Annotated in this window: 13 protein-coding genes; 8 read left to right on the top strand and 5 right to left on the bottom strand. The window is 69.7% G+C overall.

Annotated features, from left to right (window positions below; all coding sequences use genetic code 11):
- Positions 1-16: 16 nt before the first annotated feature.
- The 5 genes from KME75_RS08565 to KME75_RS08545 all read right to left on the bottom strand — a co-directional run bounded on the left by KME75_RS08565 (position 17) and on the right by KME75_RS08545 (position 5,119).
- On the bottom strand, positions 17-478 hold the full coding sequence (locus KME75_RS08565) for a hypothetical protein (RefSeq protein ID WP_219414012.1): 462 nt from the start codon (positions 476-478) through the stop codon (positions 17-19).
- On the bottom strand, positions 471-1,883 hold the full coding sequence (locus KME75_RS08560; RefSeq protein WP_219414010.1) for an FMN-binding glutamate synthase family protein: 1,413 nt from the start codon (positions 1,881-1,883) through the stop codon (positions 471-473). The genes KME75_RS08565 and KME75_RS08560 overlap by 8 nt, the downstream gene beginning before the upstream one ends.
- A gap of 61 nt (positions 1,884-1,944) precedes the next feature.
- Complete coding sequence (locus KME75_RS08555) at positions 1,945-2,745, bottom strand: GltB/FmdC/FwdC-like GXGXG domain-containing protein (RefSeq protein WP_219414009.1); 801 nt, start codon at positions 2,743-2,745, stop codon at positions 1,945-1,947.
- The gene (locus KME75_RS08550) at positions 2,742-3,614 is read right to left on the bottom strand and encodes a class II glutamine amidotransferase (protein ID WP_219414008.1); all 873 of its coding nucleotides are present in this window, start codon (positions 3,612-3,614) and stop codon (positions 2,742-2,744) included. Before KME75_RS08550 ends, KME75_RS08555 begins: the two co-directional genes overlap by 4 nt.
- Before the next feature lie 107 nt (positions 3,615-3,721).
- Positions 3,722-5,119, bottom strand: a complete 1,398-nt coding sequence (locus KME75_RS08545; RefSeq protein ID WP_219414006.1) for a glutamine synthetase family protein — start codon at positions 5,117-5,119, stop codon at positions 3,722-3,724.
- 200 nt (positions 5,120-5,319) lie between these two features.
- On the opposite strand from KME75_RS08545, the gene KME75_RS08540 reads away from it, so the two are divergent.
- The 8 genes from KME75_RS08540 to KME75_RS08505 all read left to right on the top strand — a co-directional run bounded on the left by KME75_RS08540 (position 5,320) and on the right by KME75_RS08505 (position 16,026).
- Positions 5,320-5,958, top strand: a complete 639-nt coding sequence (locus tag KME75_RS08540; protein ID WP_219414005.1) for a helix-turn-helix domain-containing protein — start codon at positions 5,320-5,322, stop codon at positions 5,956-5,958.
- Between the two features lie 98 nt (positions 5,959-6,056).
- On the top strand, positions 6,057-7,385 hold the full coding sequence (locus tag KME75_RS08535) for an FAD-dependent oxidoreductase (protein ID WP_308282649.1): 1,329 nt from the start codon (positions 6,057-6,059) through the stop codon (positions 7,383-7,385).
- A 63-nt stretch (positions 7,386-7,448) separates the two neighbouring features.
- Positions 7,449-7,766, top strand: a complete 318-nt coding sequence (locus tag KME75_RS08530) for a sarcosine oxidase subunit delta (RefSeq protein ID WP_219414003.1) — start codon at positions 7,449-7,451, stop codon at positions 7,764-7,766.
- Positions 7,763-11,314: a 2Fe-2S iron-sulfur cluster-binding protein gene (locus tag KME75_RS08525; protein ID WP_219414002.1), complete on the top strand. Its 3,552-nt coding sequence runs from the start codon at positions 7,763-7,765 to the stop codon at positions 11,312-11,314. The genes KME75_RS08530 and KME75_RS08525 overlap by 4 nt, the downstream gene beginning before the upstream one ends.
- Before the next feature lie 9 nt (positions 11,315-11,323).
- Positions 11,324-13,021, top strand: a complete 1,698-nt coding sequence (locus KME75_RS08520; protein WP_219414001.1) for a formate--tetrahydrofolate ligase — start codon at positions 11,324-11,326, stop codon at positions 13,019-13,021.
- A complete protein-coding gene (locus tag KME75_RS08515) occupies positions 13,018-13,587 on the top strand; it encodes a cyclodeaminase/cyclohydrolase family protein (protein WP_219414000.1) in 570 nt (189 codons plus the stop codon). Before KME75_RS08520 ends, KME75_RS08515 begins: the two co-directional genes overlap by 4 nt.
- Entirely contained in the window at positions 13,584-14,561 is a 978-nt protein-coding gene (locus KME75_RS08510) for a bifunctional 5,10-methylenetetrahydrofolate dehydrogenase/5,10-methenyltetrahydrofolate cyclohydrolase (RefSeq protein ID WP_219413998.1), read from the top strand. Before KME75_RS08515 ends, KME75_RS08510 begins: the two co-directional genes overlap by 4 nt.
- Positions 14,562-14,949: 388 nt before the next feature.
- Complete coding sequence (locus tag KME75_RS08505; RefSeq protein ID WP_219413997.1) at positions 14,950-16,026, top strand: DMT family transporter; 1,077 nt, start codon at positions 14,950-14,952, stop codon at positions 16,024-16,026.
- Positions 16,027-16,034 lie beyond the last annotated feature (8 nt).

The following is a 16,034-nucleotide window of genomic DNA, read 5'->3' as shown; positions in this document are numbered from 1 at the left end:
GGCCTCCGATCGTGGGTCAGTGCAGGGACTTCTCCCAGCCCTCCAGCTCCGGCGCTGTGTAGTTCTCCCCGACTGTCGCCGAATCGCTCAGCCAGGGGCCGAGTTCGGGCTGCGGGTACTTGGCGTGCTTGTGCTTGAGCCAGATGCCGTACGAGTTGCCCTCCTGCAGGTGCATGATCAGCACCTTCCGGGCGTACTCGTCCTCGCGCCCAGCAGGAACATCGAAATAGATCTTCAGGAAGGCGTTGGTGTAGCGGTCGAAGACCGCGTTCATCCCGTCCTCCTCCATCATGTGGATGTCCTCGAGCCAGTTGAGGTCCTCGCCCGGTGTCGCCGCCATGAGGTCGACGTCGTCGACGAGCGCGCGGTCGAACTGGTACGGGAAGGTTCGGCCGGTCAGCTCCTCGGTGTCGATGCCCTTGCGGGTGGTCAGCCGCCGGGCCGAGGGGTCGAACGGGATCATCACCGGATCAGACATCGAGCACTCCCCGGGCGCCGTCGTTGGCCACGTGCTTCTCCATCAGGTGCTTGATCTCGGCCAAGGTCCGCTCCTCGGTGACCCCGGGGATGTACGTGGTGCCCGCGAGCGGGACCTTGGCCATCGCCGCGGCCTCCGTGGTGAGGGCGCACAGGTCCTCCGGCTCGAGGCTGTGGATGTTGGTCTTGCCGCAGGCCCGCGCGAGCATCTGTACCTCGAGGGTGAGCGTGTGCAGGAAGTTGTAGACGCGCTCGGCGGCCTCGTCGACGACCAGCCGCTTTCGCAGCTCCGGGTCCTGGGTTGTGACGCCGACCGGACAGCGGCCGGTGTGGCAGTGGTAGCACTTGCCCGCCGGCACCCCGATCGTGCCCTCGTAGTCGGTGACCCCGGGGATCTCCTTGTTGCAGTTGAGCGCCATCAGGGCGGAGTGGCCGATGGCCACCGCCTTGGCGCCGAGCGCGATGCACTTGGCGATGTCGCCGCCGTTGCGGATCCCGCCCGCCACCACGAGGTCGATCTCGTCGGCCAGCCCCACGTCCTCCAGCGCGCGGCGAGCCTCGGGGATCGCGGCCATCAGCGGGATTCCGGTCTCCTCCGTGGCGATGTGTGGGCCGGCACCCGTGCCGCCCTCCGCGCCGTCGAGGTAGATGATGTCCGGGCCGCACTTGGCCGCCATCCGCACGTCGTCGTAGACCCGCGCCGCCCCGAGTTTGAGCTGGATGGGCACCTGATAGTCGGTGGCTTCACGGATCTCCTGGATCTTCAGCGAGAGATCGTCCGGTCCGAGCCAGTCCGGGTGCCTGGCCGGGCTGCGCTGGTCGATGCCCGCCGGCAGCGAGCGCATCTCGGCCACCTGCTCGGTGACCTTCTGGCCCATCAGGTGCCCGCCGAGGCCGACCTTGCAGCCCTGGCCGATGAAGAACTCGATCGCGTCGGCGAGCATGAGGTGGTGCGGGTTGAAGCCGTACCGGCTCTGGATGACCTGGTAGTACCACTTGGTGGACAGGTCGCGCTCCGGCGGGATCATGCCGCCCTCGCCGGAGCAAGTCGCCGTGCCGGCCATGGAGGCGCCCTTGGCCAGCGCCATCTTCGCCTCCAGCGACAGCGCCCCGAAGCTCATGCCGGTGATGTAGACCGGGATGTCGAGCACGAGGGGGTTCTTGGCGAACCGCGCGCCGAGCACCGTCTTCGTCTCGCACTTCTCGCGGTAGCCCTCGATGACGAACCGCGTCAGCGTGCCCGGCATGAACATCAACTCGTCCCAGTGCGGGATCGGCTTGAACATCGAGAAGCCACGCATGCGGTAGCGGCCGAGCTCGGACTTCGTGTGGATGTCGTCGATGACCTCGGGGGTGAAAATCTTGCTGTGCCCGAGGGTTCGGTGCTTGCCGATGGGCGTTGTCATCTGGACTCCTGGCTGTGGTCGCCCGTACCCGGGCGTCAGAGGCGTCAGCGGGGGACGGGCACTAGAGGACGAGCTTGCGCTCGTTCGGCTCCAGGTTGTCGTAGTTCCAGAGCTTCTTGCCGCAGACGAACTTGCGGAACCGGTCCGGCCGCTGCATGCCGTAGATGCCGAACTTGCGATCGATGAGCTCGTCGTCGGCAGGGGTCAGCACCGCCTCGACGCAGTCGACCCCCAGCGACGCGACCTTGCCGCCGACGTAGATCTGCCCGTCGTACATCGAGTCGCCGAGGCCGGGACCGGCGTCCCCGCAGATGATCTGCCGCCCGCGCTGCATCATGAAGCCGGTCATCGAGCCGGTGTCGCCACCGACGATGATGGTGCCGCCCTTCTGGTCGATGCCCGTACGGGCGCCGACGTGACCGCGTACCACGAGATCGCCGCCGCGCAGTGCCGCTCCAGTGAGCGAGCCGGCGTTCTTGTCGATCACGATGACCCCGGACATCATGTTCTCGGCGACCGACCACCCGACGCGGCCGGTGATGTGGATCTCCGCGCCGTCGACGAGCCCGCAGCCGAAGTAGCCGAGGCTGCCGTTGATCCGGATCCGGCACCGCGTGAGCAGCCCGACCGCGATCGAGTGCTTCGCCCCGGGATTCTGGATCGTCACCTCGGTGACGCCCTCGGCGTGGAGCAGCCTGCGCAGTTCGAGGTTGATCTGCCGGGTCGTCAGCTCGGCGGCGTCGAACTCCGCGCTCCGGCCGGAGACGGTGGCGATGTTCGGAGGCTTCGCGTCGGGCTCGGCGAGTCCGCGGTGGTCGACGCGGCGGCTCTGCTCCACCGGGGGAACGGTCGTGTCGGTCATCGGCTCCACACCAGCACTTCGCGCTCGTAGGGGTCGTAGGTGTCGATCTCGCGGTTCACCACCGCGCGGATGGCCACCTCCTCGGAGGCCAGCGCCACCATGTCGTCGGCCTCGTAGAGCACGAGCGGCTTCGCGGCCATCTCGTCCTTGGCCACGCCGAGCTGGTTCTCGGTGACGACGAGATAGGTGAAGACGCCGTCGAGCTCATCGAGGCTCTGCTTCATCGCCGTTTCCAGCGAGAGCCCGTCGGACATCCGCTGCGCGATGTAGACCGCGATGATCTCCGAGTCGCACTCGGACTGGAACCGGTGGCCGAGCCGTTCCAGCCGCCGCTTCCACTGGTGGTAGTTGGTGAGCTGACCGTTGTGCACCACCGCGACGTCGGAGAACGGGTAGGCCCAGTACGGGTGCGCGCCGGCGATGTCCACGTCGGACTCGGTGGCCATTCTGACGTGCCCGATCGCGTGCGTGCCGCGGAAGGTGTCGAGCCGGTACTGCTCGCCGACGACCTGGGCGTCCCCGAGGTCCTTGACGATCTCCAGCGAGTGGCCGAGCGAGAGGACCTCGGCGCCGGGGACGTCCTCGACGAAGTCGGCGAGCGGCTTGAGCTCGCCCGCGTAGCGGAACGTCGCGCGGTAGGCGTAGTCCGACTCGCCCTGCACGCGGTCGATCGTGGCCCCGAGCTTCGCCAGCCGGGACTCGACCTCGCGGCGGTTGCGCTCCAGTCGCTCGCTGAAGTCGAAGTCGCGGTGGTCGGTCGGGTCGGCGAGGGTGAACCGCATGACCAGCAGGTCGCTCGCCTCGCCGTAGAGCGCGTAGCCCGTGGAGTCCGGCCCGCGGTGCCGCATTGCGTGCAGCATGCGGGTCATGTCGCGACCCACGTCACCTGTCTGTCCTTTGTAGATGATGCCGGCGATACCGCACATCGGTGGTGCTCCTTCCCCATGGATCGGGTGCGCTGTGGCGTCCGGTGCCGCTACGGCAGGATGTCCAGGTACTCCTTGACGTCCCAGTCGGTGACGGTGGCGCAGAAGCGCTCCCACTCGTCGCGCTTGTAGTGCCGGAAGACCTTGTACATCTCCCCGGGTAGCGCGCTCTGGACGATCTCGTCGGCGTCGAGGGCGGCCAGCGCCTCGCCGAGGGTCATGGGGATCTTGCGGGTCTCCTTGCCGCCCGCCATGGCCTCGTAGATGTTGCGCTCCTCGGGTGGGCCGGGGTCGAGGTTGCGCCGGATCCCGTCGGCCATGGCCTTGATCAGCCCGGCCATGGACAGGTAGGGGTTGACTGCGGAGTCGACGGAGCGGTACTCGAAGCGGTCCGGAGAGCTGACCCGCAGCGCGGTGGTGCGGTTCTGGTAGCCCCAGTCGGCATACACCGGCGCCCAGAAGCCGGTGTCCCACAGCCGGCGGTAGGAGTTCACCGTCGGCGCGGTGAGGCAGGTGAGGGCATCGAGGTGTTCGAGCACCCCGCCGATAGCGGCCAGGCCCAGTTTGCTGGGCATTCGCGGGTTGTCACCCTCCGGCAGGAACGCGTTCTCCTGCCCCTGCCACAGCGAGATGTTGTGGTGGCAGCCGTTGGCCGAGACACCCATGAACGGCTTGGGCATGAAGCACGGGAACAGGTTGAACTCGCGGCCGACCTGGCGGCAGATCTGTCGGTAGGTGGTGAGCCGGTCCGCCGTGAGCTCGGCCCGATCGAACTGCCAGTTCAGCTCGAGCTGACCCGGGGCGTCCTCGTGGTCGCCCTGGATCATGTCCAGCCCCATGGCGGTGCTGTACTCCACCACCCGGTGGATGACCGGCTGCAACTCGGAGAACTGGTCGATGTGGTAGCAGTAGGGCTTCGTCTTGCCCTCGACCGAGGGGGTGCCGTCCGGGTTGAGCTTGAGCCACATCATCTCGGGCTCGGTGCCGACCCGCATCTCCAGCCCGGTCTCCTGCTCGAACTCCCGGTGGATCCGCTTGAGGTTCCCGCGACAGTCGGAGGTGAGGAAGGCACCCCCGTCGACCTCCTCCTCCTCGCACCGGAACAGGGTGCAATAGACCCTGGCGGTCTTCGGATCCCACGGAAGCACGCAGAACGTCTCGACGTCCGGCAGCCCGACGAGCTCCCGTGACTCGGCCCCGTACCCGATGTAGTCGCCGTGCCGGTCGATGAAGAGGTTCGCCGTCGAGCCGTACACGAGCTGGAAACCCTTGTTGGCGAACCGCTCCCAGTGCTTCGCGGGCGCGCCCTTGCCCATGATGCGCCCGGTGACCGACGCGAACTGGAAGTAGATGTACTGGACTCCGCTTTCGTCGATCTTGCCGCGCACCCGCGCGATCTCGTCGTTTCGTCCGTCCTGTGCCAGGAACTGCTGGAGATCCGATTCCATGGTGCCCCTCCTCGACGAGCGCCGCTGCTGCCCGGGGGTCATACCGTCCACACGCAGTAAACCGCGTTTCGTGCAACGGGACAATGGTCACTTTGGAGCCGTGGCCGGTCGGACCTGCAGGCGTCCACTACCGTGACGGTGGCGGGGAAGCCCCGCGCATCCCGGCGGGCGGCGTCCCGCCATTCGGGCTGGAGCGGAACGTGGACATCGAGCAGTCGAGCGCAGCGGTGTGGCCGGTGCCGGGCGAGCCGTCGGCAGGCGGTCTCGAGGAGTCACTCGCCGCAGTGATCGCCGAGCGGGTGCGCGAGTTCCGGCTCCGGCACGGGTGGACGGTCGGCAGGCTCGCCGAACTCTGTGGGCTGTCCAAGAGCATGCTTTCGAAGATCGAGAACGCGCAGACGTCGCCGAGCCTGGCCACCCTCGCGCGACTGTCCGAGGCGCTCGCCGTGCCGGTCACGGCATTCTTCCGGGGTTTGCCCGAGGAGCAGGACGTCATCTTCGTCAAGGCCGGTGGGGGGTTGGACATCCAGCACCGCCACTCCGAGCACGGGCAGCGCTACCAGACGTTGGGGACGATGCGTGCCCCGCACGACAGCCTGGAGCCGATGCTCGTGACGCTCACCGAGCGCGCCGACGCGTTCCCGCTGTACCAGCACGCCGGAACGGAGCTGATCTTGATGATCAGCGGGAAGATGGAGTACTGCTACGGCAGCTCCCGCTTCCTGCTGGAGGCGGGCGACGCGCTCCAGTTCGTCGGTGAGGTCGCGCACGGGCCCGGTGAGCTGGTCTCGCTCCCCATCCAGTTCTTAGCGGTGAAGTCGCTCTGCTCGCGGGGTTGACAGGACTCGTCGCGCTGTTGATTCAGGGTGGACAAGGTCCACTCTTGGTGGGTATGGTCTGCGTCACTGACACGGGCGGACGCCACTGCGTCCCCATCGTGGCCACCGATCGGGAGGCGTGCGGCGTGATCAATGGAAATGGTCGGGACGGCTCGTTCGACGGACGCCGCGAGAAGAAGTCGTCGAGATACTCCGCATTCAGTTTGCTCAGGCACGGCCTGTTCTCCTCGGAGTGGCCCCGAGCGTGGCGGAACCATGATCTCCGCGGCAGCTACGACGTGGTGATCATTGGCGGTGGGGTGCACGGCCTCGCCACCGCGTACTACCTCGCCGAGAACCACGGGATCCGCAACGTCGCGGTGCTCGACAAGGGCTACCTCGGTGGCGGCGGGTCGGGCCGCAACACCGCGATCCTGCGGTCGAACTACCTCACGCCGGAGGGTGTGCGGTTCTACGACCGGTCGCTCACGCTCTATCAGCACCTGGCCGCGGACCTGAACTTCAACGTCATGTTCTCCCGGCGCGGCCACCTCACGCTGGCGCACAACGACGCCTCGCTGCGCACCATGCGCTGGCGGGCGGAGGTGAACAAGCTCCAGGCCATCGACTCCGAGGTCATCGACCCAGGCCAGATCTCGGAACTCGTGCCCCACCTGAACACCGCGGCCGACACCCGCTATCCGATCCTGGGCGCCCTGTACCACCCGCCGGGCGGGATCATCCGCCACGACGCGGTGGTGTGGGGCTACGCCCGCGCGGCCGACGCGCGAGGTGTGCAGCTGCACCAGAAGACCGAGGTCACGGGGATCGACGTGACCCGGGGTCGGGTCACCGGCGTGCAGACGAACCGGGGGCCGATCTCCGCGCCGGTCGTCGTCAACTGCACCGCCGGCTGGTCGTCGATCATCTCTGACATGGCGGGCGTGCGGACGCCGGTGCAGACCTTTCCGCTGCAGGCGGCGGTGACCGAGCCGGTGAAGCCGTTCCTGCACGCGGTGGTCGTGTCCGGGACGCTGCACGTCTACGTCAGCCAGACCGATCGCGGGGAGCTCGTGTTCGGCGCCAGCGTGGATCCCTTCACGTCGTACTCGATGCGCGGGTCGCTCGACTTCGTCGAGGGGCTGGCGACGCACGTCCTGGAGCTCATGCCGGCGCTGTCGAAGATGCGCCTGCTGCGACAGTGGGCCGGCCTGTGCGACATGACCCCGGACTATTCACCGATCATGGGCACCACCCCGGTGGAGGGCTTCTACCTCGACGTGGGGTGGGGTACCTACGGCTTCAAGGCCGGACCGGTGTCCGGCGAGGCGATGGCCGAGGCCGTCGCCACGCGCTCCACGCCCGAGATCATCTCGGCGTTCGGACTCGACCGCTTCTCCGCGGGCGAGCTGGTGGGGGAGAAGGGTGCGGCGGCGGTCGGTCACTGAGGGACCGCGCCCCGCCCGACGACCCGTCAGCCCGCCTGGACGCTCGACGAGAGGACCCGTCCGATGATTCAGCTGCCGTGCCCGTGGTGCGGGCCCCGCAACGTCGCCGAGTTCCGGTACTCCGGGGAGGCAAACCCTCGGCCCGACCCGGCGACGGCCACACCGCAGGAGTGGCGCGCCTATCTCTACCTGCGCCGCAACCCCCGCGGCTGGGTGGACGAGAGCTGGTACCACAGCGCCGGCTGCCGCCGCTTCTTCCGCGTCGAGCGGGAGACCGAGAGCAACGAGATCCGACCTGGCCCCCCGCGGAACGACAGCGGAGCGGGCATCGGCACCGCGCGCAGCGACAGCGGAGCGCCTGACGCCGGAGGGGCGCGATGACCACCCAGCAGACCCGACCCGCCGCTGTCCGGGCGATCTGCCGTCTGGAGCGGCAGCCCGGTGAGGTGATCGACCGCAGCCGCACGCTGACCTTCTCCTGGAACGGTCGCACCGTGGTCGCGCACCCGGGGGACTCGATCGTGTCGGCGCTGGCGGCGGCCGGCGAGCGGGTGTTCTCCCGCAGCTTCAAGTATCACCGCCCGCGGGGCCTGCTCACCGCCGACTATCACGATCCGGGCTGCATTCTGCAGGTGGACGACGAGCCGAACGTGCGGGCGGCGCACCGCTGGGTCGGTGAGGGCATGCAGGTCTCCTCGCAGAACACCTGGCCCTCTTTGAAGTTCGATGTGAAGGCCGTCAACCAGGTGGTCGGGCGCTTTCTCGCCCCCGGCTTCTACTACAAGACCTTCATCAAGCCCGAGCGGCTGTGGCCGACCTACGAGAAGGTGCTGGCCCGCTTCGCGCACGCCGGCACGATCTCGCCAGATACCCCCCACGTGCACGCCGACAAGCGCTACGCCCACCCCGACGTCCTGGTGGCAGGCGGTGGCCCGGCCGGGATGACCGCCGCGCTGGCGGCCGCGCGGTCCGGGGCCAGGGTGATGCTCGTGGAGGAGGGGCACGAGCTGGGCGGGCACCTGCGCTGGGGCGGCGCGGTGGAGCTTTCGGTCCTCGCCGAGCTGCGCGAGGCGGTGGCCGCGGCGCCCGGGATCGAGGTGCTCGTGGACTCGGCCGTGTTGGCCCGCTACGACGAGAACTGGGTCGCCGTCGTCGAGCGGGGACTGCCCGGCGTGGCGGGTGGGCACCCGGCAGAGCGGCTGGTCAAGGCCAGAGCCGGGGCCCTCGTCGTCGCGCCGGGGTTGATCGAGCGGCCCTACGTCTTCGCCGGCAACGACGTACCCGGCGTCATGCTCTCCACGGCCGTCCGGCGACTGATCAACATGTATGCCGTCCGGCCGGGCGAGCGAGCGGTCGTGCTCACCGCGAACGCCGACGGCGACGCGGCCGTCGAGGACCTGCGGCGAGTCGGGGTGGACGTGGCACACGTCGCCGACGCTCGTCGTGGCGACGGGATCGTGCGTGTGCACGGACGCTCCGGGGTGCGCGCGGTGGAACTCGCTGACGGTCGGAGAATCGAGGCCGACCTGCTCGTCACCGCAACGGGCTGGACGGCGCCGACCGCCCTGATCAACCAGGCGGGTGACCGTCCCGTGTACGTGCCGCGGGCCGCGCGGTTCGTTCCCGGTGCCGGGCTGCCCGACGAGGTAGTGGTGGCCGGTGGCATCGCCGGCGACGGCAGCCTGGACGAGATCCGGACACACGCCGACGCGGTCGGCGCGGAGGCGGCCCGGCGAGCACTGGCCCGGCGCCGGACGAGGCTGGCGAGCATTCCCACCCGGACCCGGTCCCGCGCGGATGCCCCCGGCGATGTCGAGCAGCAGCCCGTTCCGATCCCGCCGCTGCCGCTGGACGACCATCCCGAGCTGTTCCGGGGGCGCACGCACGGCATGGTGGACTTCTCCGAGGATGTCTCCTCGAAGGACATCCACGTCGCCGCCCGGGAGGGCTACGACTCCGTCGAGCTGGTCAAACGCTACACGACGGTCACGATGGGGCCCGCTCAGGGCAAGCTGGAGACGGTCAACGCGGTGGCGGTGCTGGCCGAGGCCACCGGGTCGACGATCGCGGAGACCGGGACGACCACGTGGCGGCCCATGCACGTCCCGGTGACGCTCGGCGCGCTGGCCGGGCGGAGCTTCGAGCCGGTGCGGCACTCCCCGATGCAGGCGTCGCACAAGGAGCTGGGGGCCCGGCCGCTCGTGGCCGGCCAGTGGATCCGCCCCGACCACTACGGCGACCCGGCCGCGGAGGTGCGGGCCGTCCGGGAGGGCGTCGGCATCATCGACGTGACGCCGATCGGCAAGCTGGACCTGCGCGGCCCGGACGTGCCGGAGCTGCTCAACCTGCTGTACGTCAACAAGTGGTCCAAGCTCGAGGTCGGGCGCGTCCGGTACGGCGTCATGTGCGCCGAGGACGGCGTCGTGCTCGACGACGGGGTCACCGGCAGGCTCGCCGACGACCACTATCTGATGTCCACCACCTCGTCGGGTGCCGGCGCGGTGTGGGAGTGGGTGGAGAGCTGGCTGCAGACCGAGCGCCCCGACTGGAAGGTACACGTCACGCCGCTCACCACGGCCTATGCCAGCATCAACGTCGCAGGTCCGCGCTCACGGGAACTCGTCGGGCGGCTGGTCGAGGACGTGGACCTGTCCGACGAGGCCTTCGGCTACATGCACGTGCGCACCGGTCGACTGGCCGGCGTGGACGGCTGCGTGCTGTGGCGGATCGGGTTCACCGGGGAGCTGTCCTACGAGCTGCACGTGCCCGCCGCGTACGGGCTGCACGTGTGGGAGGCCCTGCTCGAGCATGGCCGCGACCTCGGGGTGACCCCGTTCGGGATGGAGGCGCAGCGGATCCTGCGCCTGGAGAAGGGCCACTTCATCGTCGGCCAGGACACCGACGGGCTGACCAAGGCCTATAGCGCGGGGCTGGATTGGGCGGTGAAGCTGGACAAGGACGACTTCGTCGGCAAGCCCGAGCTGGTCTGGCAGCACGAGACCGGCGGGGGACCCCGGCTGGTCGGGCTGCAGCCGGTCGACGGGACCGTCGTGCCGCCGGAGGCGAGCCAGATCGTCGGGGACAGCAGCACCACCGGGCGCAGCCGGATCCTCGGCCGGATCACCTCCAGCCGGATGTCACCGACCCTGCGCCGGTCGGTGTGCCTGGCCCAGATCGACGCCGCGCACGCCGCCTCGGGTACCGAGGTCACGGTGGCGCTGCCGGACGGACGGCGGATCGCCGCCCGGGTCACCGCGCACCACGCCCACGTGGACCCGGAGGGCAACCGCCTGCGCAGCGGGTCCGACGTCCCCGTGGGGCCGTTCCGTGACACCGGCACCCCGGTGGCGCGCAGCCCTCTCGCGCTGACGCCGTCCACCGCCGCGCAGCCGGATTCGGGGCGGGATGTCACGCTCACCGACCTCAGCCACCTGGCCAAGGTGCATATCCGGGCGCCGCACGACGGCGCCGCGGCCGCCGCGCTCGGCACCGGGTTCGGTCGCGCCGTCCGGGACGACCAGGGCGCGCTCGTCGTGGGGTCGGGCCCGGGGGAGTGGCTGGTGCTCGACGCCTCCGGCGCCCAGGACGCGCTGCGCACCCGGATGGAGGAGCTCGTCGCCGCACCGGACGAGTTCACCTCCGTCGTGGACCTCACCCACGGCCGTGCACTGGTGCGGCTGCGCGGTGAGCGATGCGTCGCCCTGCTCGCAAAGCTCTGCGCCATCGACCTGTCCGACGACGCCACGCCTGACGGGGCAGCGCTGCGGACGTCGGTGGCGAAGCTCGTCACCGACGTCGTCCGCGACGACATCGACGGTGTGCCCAGCTACCTCCTGCACTGTGAACGCTCGTCGGGGCAGTACCTCGCCGACGCGCTGCTCGACGCCGGCACCGAGTTCGGCGTGGAGATCGACGGCAATCAACACTGAGGAGCGACCGTGCCCTTCCCGAGTGACCTGCAGATCGCCCGCGACGCGTCCCTGAAGCCCATCGAGGATGTCGCCGGCGACATGGGCATCGCCCAGCACCTGCTGGAGCCCTACGGGCACGACGTGCTGAAGATCCGGTTGGAGGCCATCGAGGAGCTGGCGGACCGACCGAAGGCCAAGTACGTCGTGGTGTCGGCCGTGACGCCCACGCCGCTCGGCGAGGGCAAGACGACCACAACGGTCGGGCTCGGCCAGGCGATGCGGCACATCGGCCGCTCGGCGACGGTCGCGATCCGGCAACCGTCGATGGGCCCCACGTTCGGCATCAAGGGCGGCGCGGCCGGTGGCGGGTACAGTCAGGTGATTCCGATGGAGATCCTCAACCTGCATCTCACCGGGGACTTCCACGCCGTGACCGCGGCGCACAACATGCTTTCCGCGGTGCTGGACAACCATCTCTTCCAGGGCAATGCCCTCGGGCTGGATCAGCACAACATCACCTGGCGCCGCGTGATGGACGTCAACGACCGCGTGCTGCGCAACGTGATCGTCGGGCTGGGCTCCCACATGGACGGCATCCCACGGCAGACCGGGTTCGACATCACCGCGGCGTCGGAGGTGATGGCGATCTTCGCACTGTCCCGTTCCGTGCAGGAGATGCGACAGCGGTTCGGCCGGATCGTGGTCGGCTACACCGACGGCGGCGAGCCGGTCACCGCCGAGGACATCGGCGGTGCCGGTGCCATGACGGTGATCATGAAGGAGGCTCTGAAGCCCAACCTCATGCAGACGCTCGAGAACACTCCGGTGCTGGTGCACGCGGGGCCGTTCGGCAACATCGCGCACGGCAACTCCTCCGTCGCGGCTGACCTGATCGGCATCCACGGTGGCGACTTCCTGATCACCGAGGCCGGATTCGGCGCCGACATGGGTGCGGAGCGCTTCTTCAACATCAAGTGTCGGGCGTCCGGTCTGACGCCCGACGCTGCGGTCGTCGTGGCCACCGTGCGTGCGCTCAAGGCGCACTCGGGCAAGCACCGGGTCGTGGCCGGCAAGGCGCTGCCGGAGGCGATGCTGGCGGAGAACCCCGAAGAGGTCCACATCGGCGGGGCCAATCTGCGCAAGCAGATCGAGAACATGCGGCTGCACGGCGTGTCCCCGGTGGTGGCGATCAACGCCTTCCCCGGCGACCACCCGAGCGAGCACGCGGCGATCCGGCAGATCGCCGAGGAGTTGGGCGCGCGCTCCGCGGTATGCACCCACTTCGCGGAGGGCGGCAAGGGCGCCACCGAGCTCGCTGAAGCGGTCGCCGCTGCCGCGGAGGAGCCCTCGGACTTCCGGTTCCTCTACCCGGACGAGGCATCGCTGCGGGAGAAGATCGAGACCGTGGCCCGCGAGGTCTACGGCGCCGACGGCGTGGACTACGACCTGAAGGCGTCGCGACAGCTCGCCACCTACGAGCGCAACGGGTTCGGGAACCTGCCGGTCTGCATCGCCAAGACACACTTGTCGATCTCCTCGGACGCCTCGCTCAAGGGTGCGCCCACGGGCTGGCGGCTGCCGGTACGCGAAGTCAGGGCGTCGGTCGGCGCCGGTTTCATCTACCCCATCTGCGGCGACATGCGCACCATGCCCGGCCTCGGCGCCACCCCCGCAGCGCACACCATCGACATCGACGCGAACGGCGAGATCATCGGCCTGTCATGACGTCGTTCCGTGAGCACACCGTCGAGGGGTTCGTCGCGGCCGTGGCGGCGCGCGAGCCCGCTCCCAGCGGCGGCGCGGTCGCCGCGGTGACCGTGGCGGCCGCGGCGGGGCTCGTGGCCATGGCTGCGCGGTTCTCCGGCCGACTGCCCGGTGCCGATGACATCGCAACGGCGGCCGACGAGTTGCGCACCGGCGTGGTCGCCCTCACCGACGCGGACGCCGCCGCCTACGGCGCCGTGCTCGCGGCGTACCGGCTGCCCGCGGACCGGCCCGACCGGCGGGAGGAGATCCGGCGCGCACTATGCGGGGCTGCCGCCGTCCCGCTGCAGATCGCGGCGACCGGGGCGCGCGTCGCGGAGCTGGCCGCGGACGTGGCGAGGCGCGGCAACCCGAACCTGGCCGGCGACGCGCACACCGCCGTGCTCCTGGCCGAGGCGGCGACTAGAGCGGCGGCGGACCTGGTCCGGATCAACGTCGAGCTCGGCGGGCTGAACGCCTCCGTCACGGCCGACGCCGAGGCCCACGTCGCCGTCGCGGCTCGGGCGGCGACGGGAGCCCCGGCATGACGGCCGACGTGATCGACGGGCGGGCGTATGCCGCCGACCTGCGTTCCCGGCTCGCCGCGGAGGTGCACGATCTCGCCTCGGTGGGGGTCCGGCCCGGCCTGGCCACGGTCATCGCCGGCGATTCCTACCCAGCACATGCCTACGAGCGACGGGTGCGGCGGCTCGCCGAGGACATTGGCTGCCACTACACGTGCGAGGCTCTGCCCGCCGACGTCGCGGAGGCCGATGCGGTGGCGGCGATCGGGAAGCTGGGCGCCGATCCCCGGGTCTCGGGCATCCTCGTGCTGCGGCCGTTGCCACCGCAGGTGTCGGAGGCGGCGCTGTACCGGGCCCTCGATCCCCTCAAGGACATCGAGTCGGTACACCCGGTGAACGCCGGCCTGCTCGCGTTGGAGCGGCCGCGGTTCGTACCCTCGACGCCGGCATCGGTGTTCCACTTGCTCGACCGCTACCTGGAGGAGGCGGGTCACGACCTCGGCGAGGTCTACCGGTGCAGCAACGTGGTGATCGTCGGTCGCTCGGCGAACGTCGGCAAGCCCGCAGCGATGTTGGCCATGCAGCGCGGCGCCACCGTCGTGTCGTGCGACGCGAATAGCGATCGGGCGGGCTTGCTACATGTTCACACCAGGGCCGCCGACATCCTCGTCGTGGCGGCCGGCGTGCCGGGGCTCCTGCGGGGTGAGCACGTGAAGGCCGGGGTGATCGCGATCGATGTCGGCATCAACGCGGTCACCGACCCGGACACCGGTGCGGTCGCGCTGGTCGGGGACCTTGACTATGCGAGCGTCGCCGCACGGGCGCGCGGCATCACGCCCGTGCCCGGCGGCGTCGGTCCGGTCACCTACACCTGGCTCCTGCGCAACACCGTCGCCGCCGCGCGTCTCGCGTTCGGCGTCGCAGGTGCCCGCTCCTGCACCGAAGGGCTCACGCTCCAGCCTGCGGACCGGATGCGAGCGGTCCCCGCCGCCGGCTGACTCATGGCGTTCGCGCCGCCTGCAGGTGAGCGGGGCGGCCGCGGAGCCGGAGGGCGCCGTGCTCAGCAAGGGGCCCGTTGGGCCTCCTTGTCTCCGAAGGGGCGACAGGCTTCCCGTCTGTGGTAGGCGTGCCGCCCGCTCGGCAGGTCCGGAGGGGACAATTTGTGAAACAGTATCTCCATAGCGGCTGTACAAGTCGCTTGCGACCCGGCATGATCTGGGTCACAACAGAGTCGCCGAGGCGCGGTGCCACGTTGAGCCGCTCCTCGTCCTGCACCTCTGCCGGTGCTGCCCGACGACGGCCTCCGACGCCGGCGCCCACAGGGCCGCTACAGGCCTCCCGCGCCGGTGGACCGCCGGTACGCCGGATCTCCCGTGAGGAGTGAGCATGCTCGATTCCGACAAGGTCCAGCGGTTGCGGGTGGACTACCGCAACCGACAGGTGCGGTGGGGTTTCATCTGGGCGGTCTGGTGCGCGGTTCTGTGGGGCGCCTGGTACGTCCCGGGGACGGTGATCTACGCCGAGGCGCCGTTCGTCGACATGACCGACGAGTACCTGCTCGCCGCGATGGTGATCACAACGCTCAACGCCGTCGCGGTGCTGCTCGCGATGTACCTGTGGATCGCCGTGCTGGGCAAGACCAAGGACTACGTCCGCACGATCTACCAGTTCAAGATCTCCCGCTGGTACGCTCCCGCCGGTCTGGCCGGGATGCTGGCGATCTTCGGGTCGATCCTGGCGATCGCCTACGTCGGCGCGGCGTTCGCCGCGGTCGCGGCGCTGCTGTACCCGATCATCGGCGCGTTGCTGGCCCGGCTCTGGTACAGCGAGCGGATCACCCGGCAGGCGGCGGTTGGGATCATCGTCATCGTTGCCGGAGGTGTGATCGTCTTCGCGCCGGGCATCATCGATGAGCTCACCGGCGCCGGCACCGGCGGCATGCTCGGCTATCTCGGCGGCGCTCTCGCGTTCATCGGGTGGGGCGTCGAGGGGGCCATCGCCGGCCGGGCGCTGGACGTCAGCGACCCCGACGTCGGACTGACCGTGCGCTTCACCGCTGAAGTGGCGCTCTGGATCATCGTGGCCGTCCCGCTCACCTGGGCGCTCGCCGGCAGCAGGCTGTGGGAGGTCGTCGGGGCTACGCTGGCCAACCCGACGAACCTGTTGCTGCTCGCCCTGCTCGGCCTGACCTTCGGATTCTGCTACGTGTCCTGGTACAAGTCCTTCCCGCTGATCGGCGTCGGTCGCGGCCAGGCGATCGCCGCGCTGTACGGGCCGCTGGCCCTCGTGTGGCTCTACGTGTTCACCCTCGAGGCGCCCGGCATCCAGTTTATCATCGGCGGATTCGTCGCCGTGATCGGCAGCTTCGTGCTCTTCACCGAGAGGCGCGACGTGCTCGAGGTGATCCGGGCCGTCCCAGGGGTCCACGCGGCCGCCGGGTCCTCGATTCCCCCGGCCCGCTGAGGAGGCTG

It is taken from the genome of Pseudonocardia nigra (genome assembly GCF_019396355.1).
Lineage (GTDB): Bacteria > Actinomycetota > Actinomycetes > Mycobacteriales > Pseudonocardiaceae > Pseudonocardia > Pseudonocardia nigra.
The sequence above is the reverse complement of the archived record's forward strand: the minus strand, read 5'-3'. Positions and strand labels throughout refer to the sequence as shown.

Bases quoted from the DNA above. Each gene is read 5' to 3' on its own strand.
- KME75_RS08530 (WP_219414003.1), top strand. From the start codon at position 7,449: ATGATTCAGCTGCCGTGCCCGTGGTGCGGGCCCCGCAACGTCGCCGAG.
- KME75_RS08505 (WP_219413997.1), top strand. From the start codon at position 14,950: ATGCTCGATTCCGACAAGGTCCAGCGGTTGCGGGTGGACTACCGCAAC.
- KME75_RS08555 (WP_219414009.1), bottom strand. From the start codon at position 2,745: ATGACCGACACGACCGTTCCCCCGGTGGAGCAGAGCCGCCGCGTCGAC.
- KME75_RS08550 (WP_219414008.1), bottom strand. From the start codon at position 3,614: ATGACCCGCATGCTGCACGCAATGCGGCACCGCGGGCCGGACTCCACG.
- KME75_RS08510 (WP_219413998.1), top strand. From the start codon at position 13,584: ATGACGGCCGACGTGATCGACGGGCGGGCGTATGCCGCCGACCTGCGT.
- KME75_RS08560 (WP_219414010.1), bottom strand. From the start codon at position 1,883: ATGACAACGCCCATCGGCAAGCACCGAACCCTCGGGCACAGCAAGATT.
- KME75_RS08545 (WP_219414006.1), bottom strand. From the start codon at position 5,119: ATGGAATCGGATCTCCAGCAGTTCCTGGCACAGGACGGACGAAACGAC.
- KME75_RS08525 (WP_219414002.1), top strand. From the start codon at position 7,763: ATGACCACCCAGCAGACCCGACCCGCCGCTGTCCGGGCGATCTGCCGT.
- KME75_RS08515 (WP_219414000.1), top strand. From the start codon at position 13,018: ATGACGTCGTTCCGTGAGCACACCGTCGAGGGGTTCGTCGCGGCCGTG.
- KME75_RS08565 (WP_219414012.1), bottom strand. From the start codon at position 478: ATGTCTGATCCGGTGATGATCCCGTTCGACCCCTCGGCCCGGCGGCTG.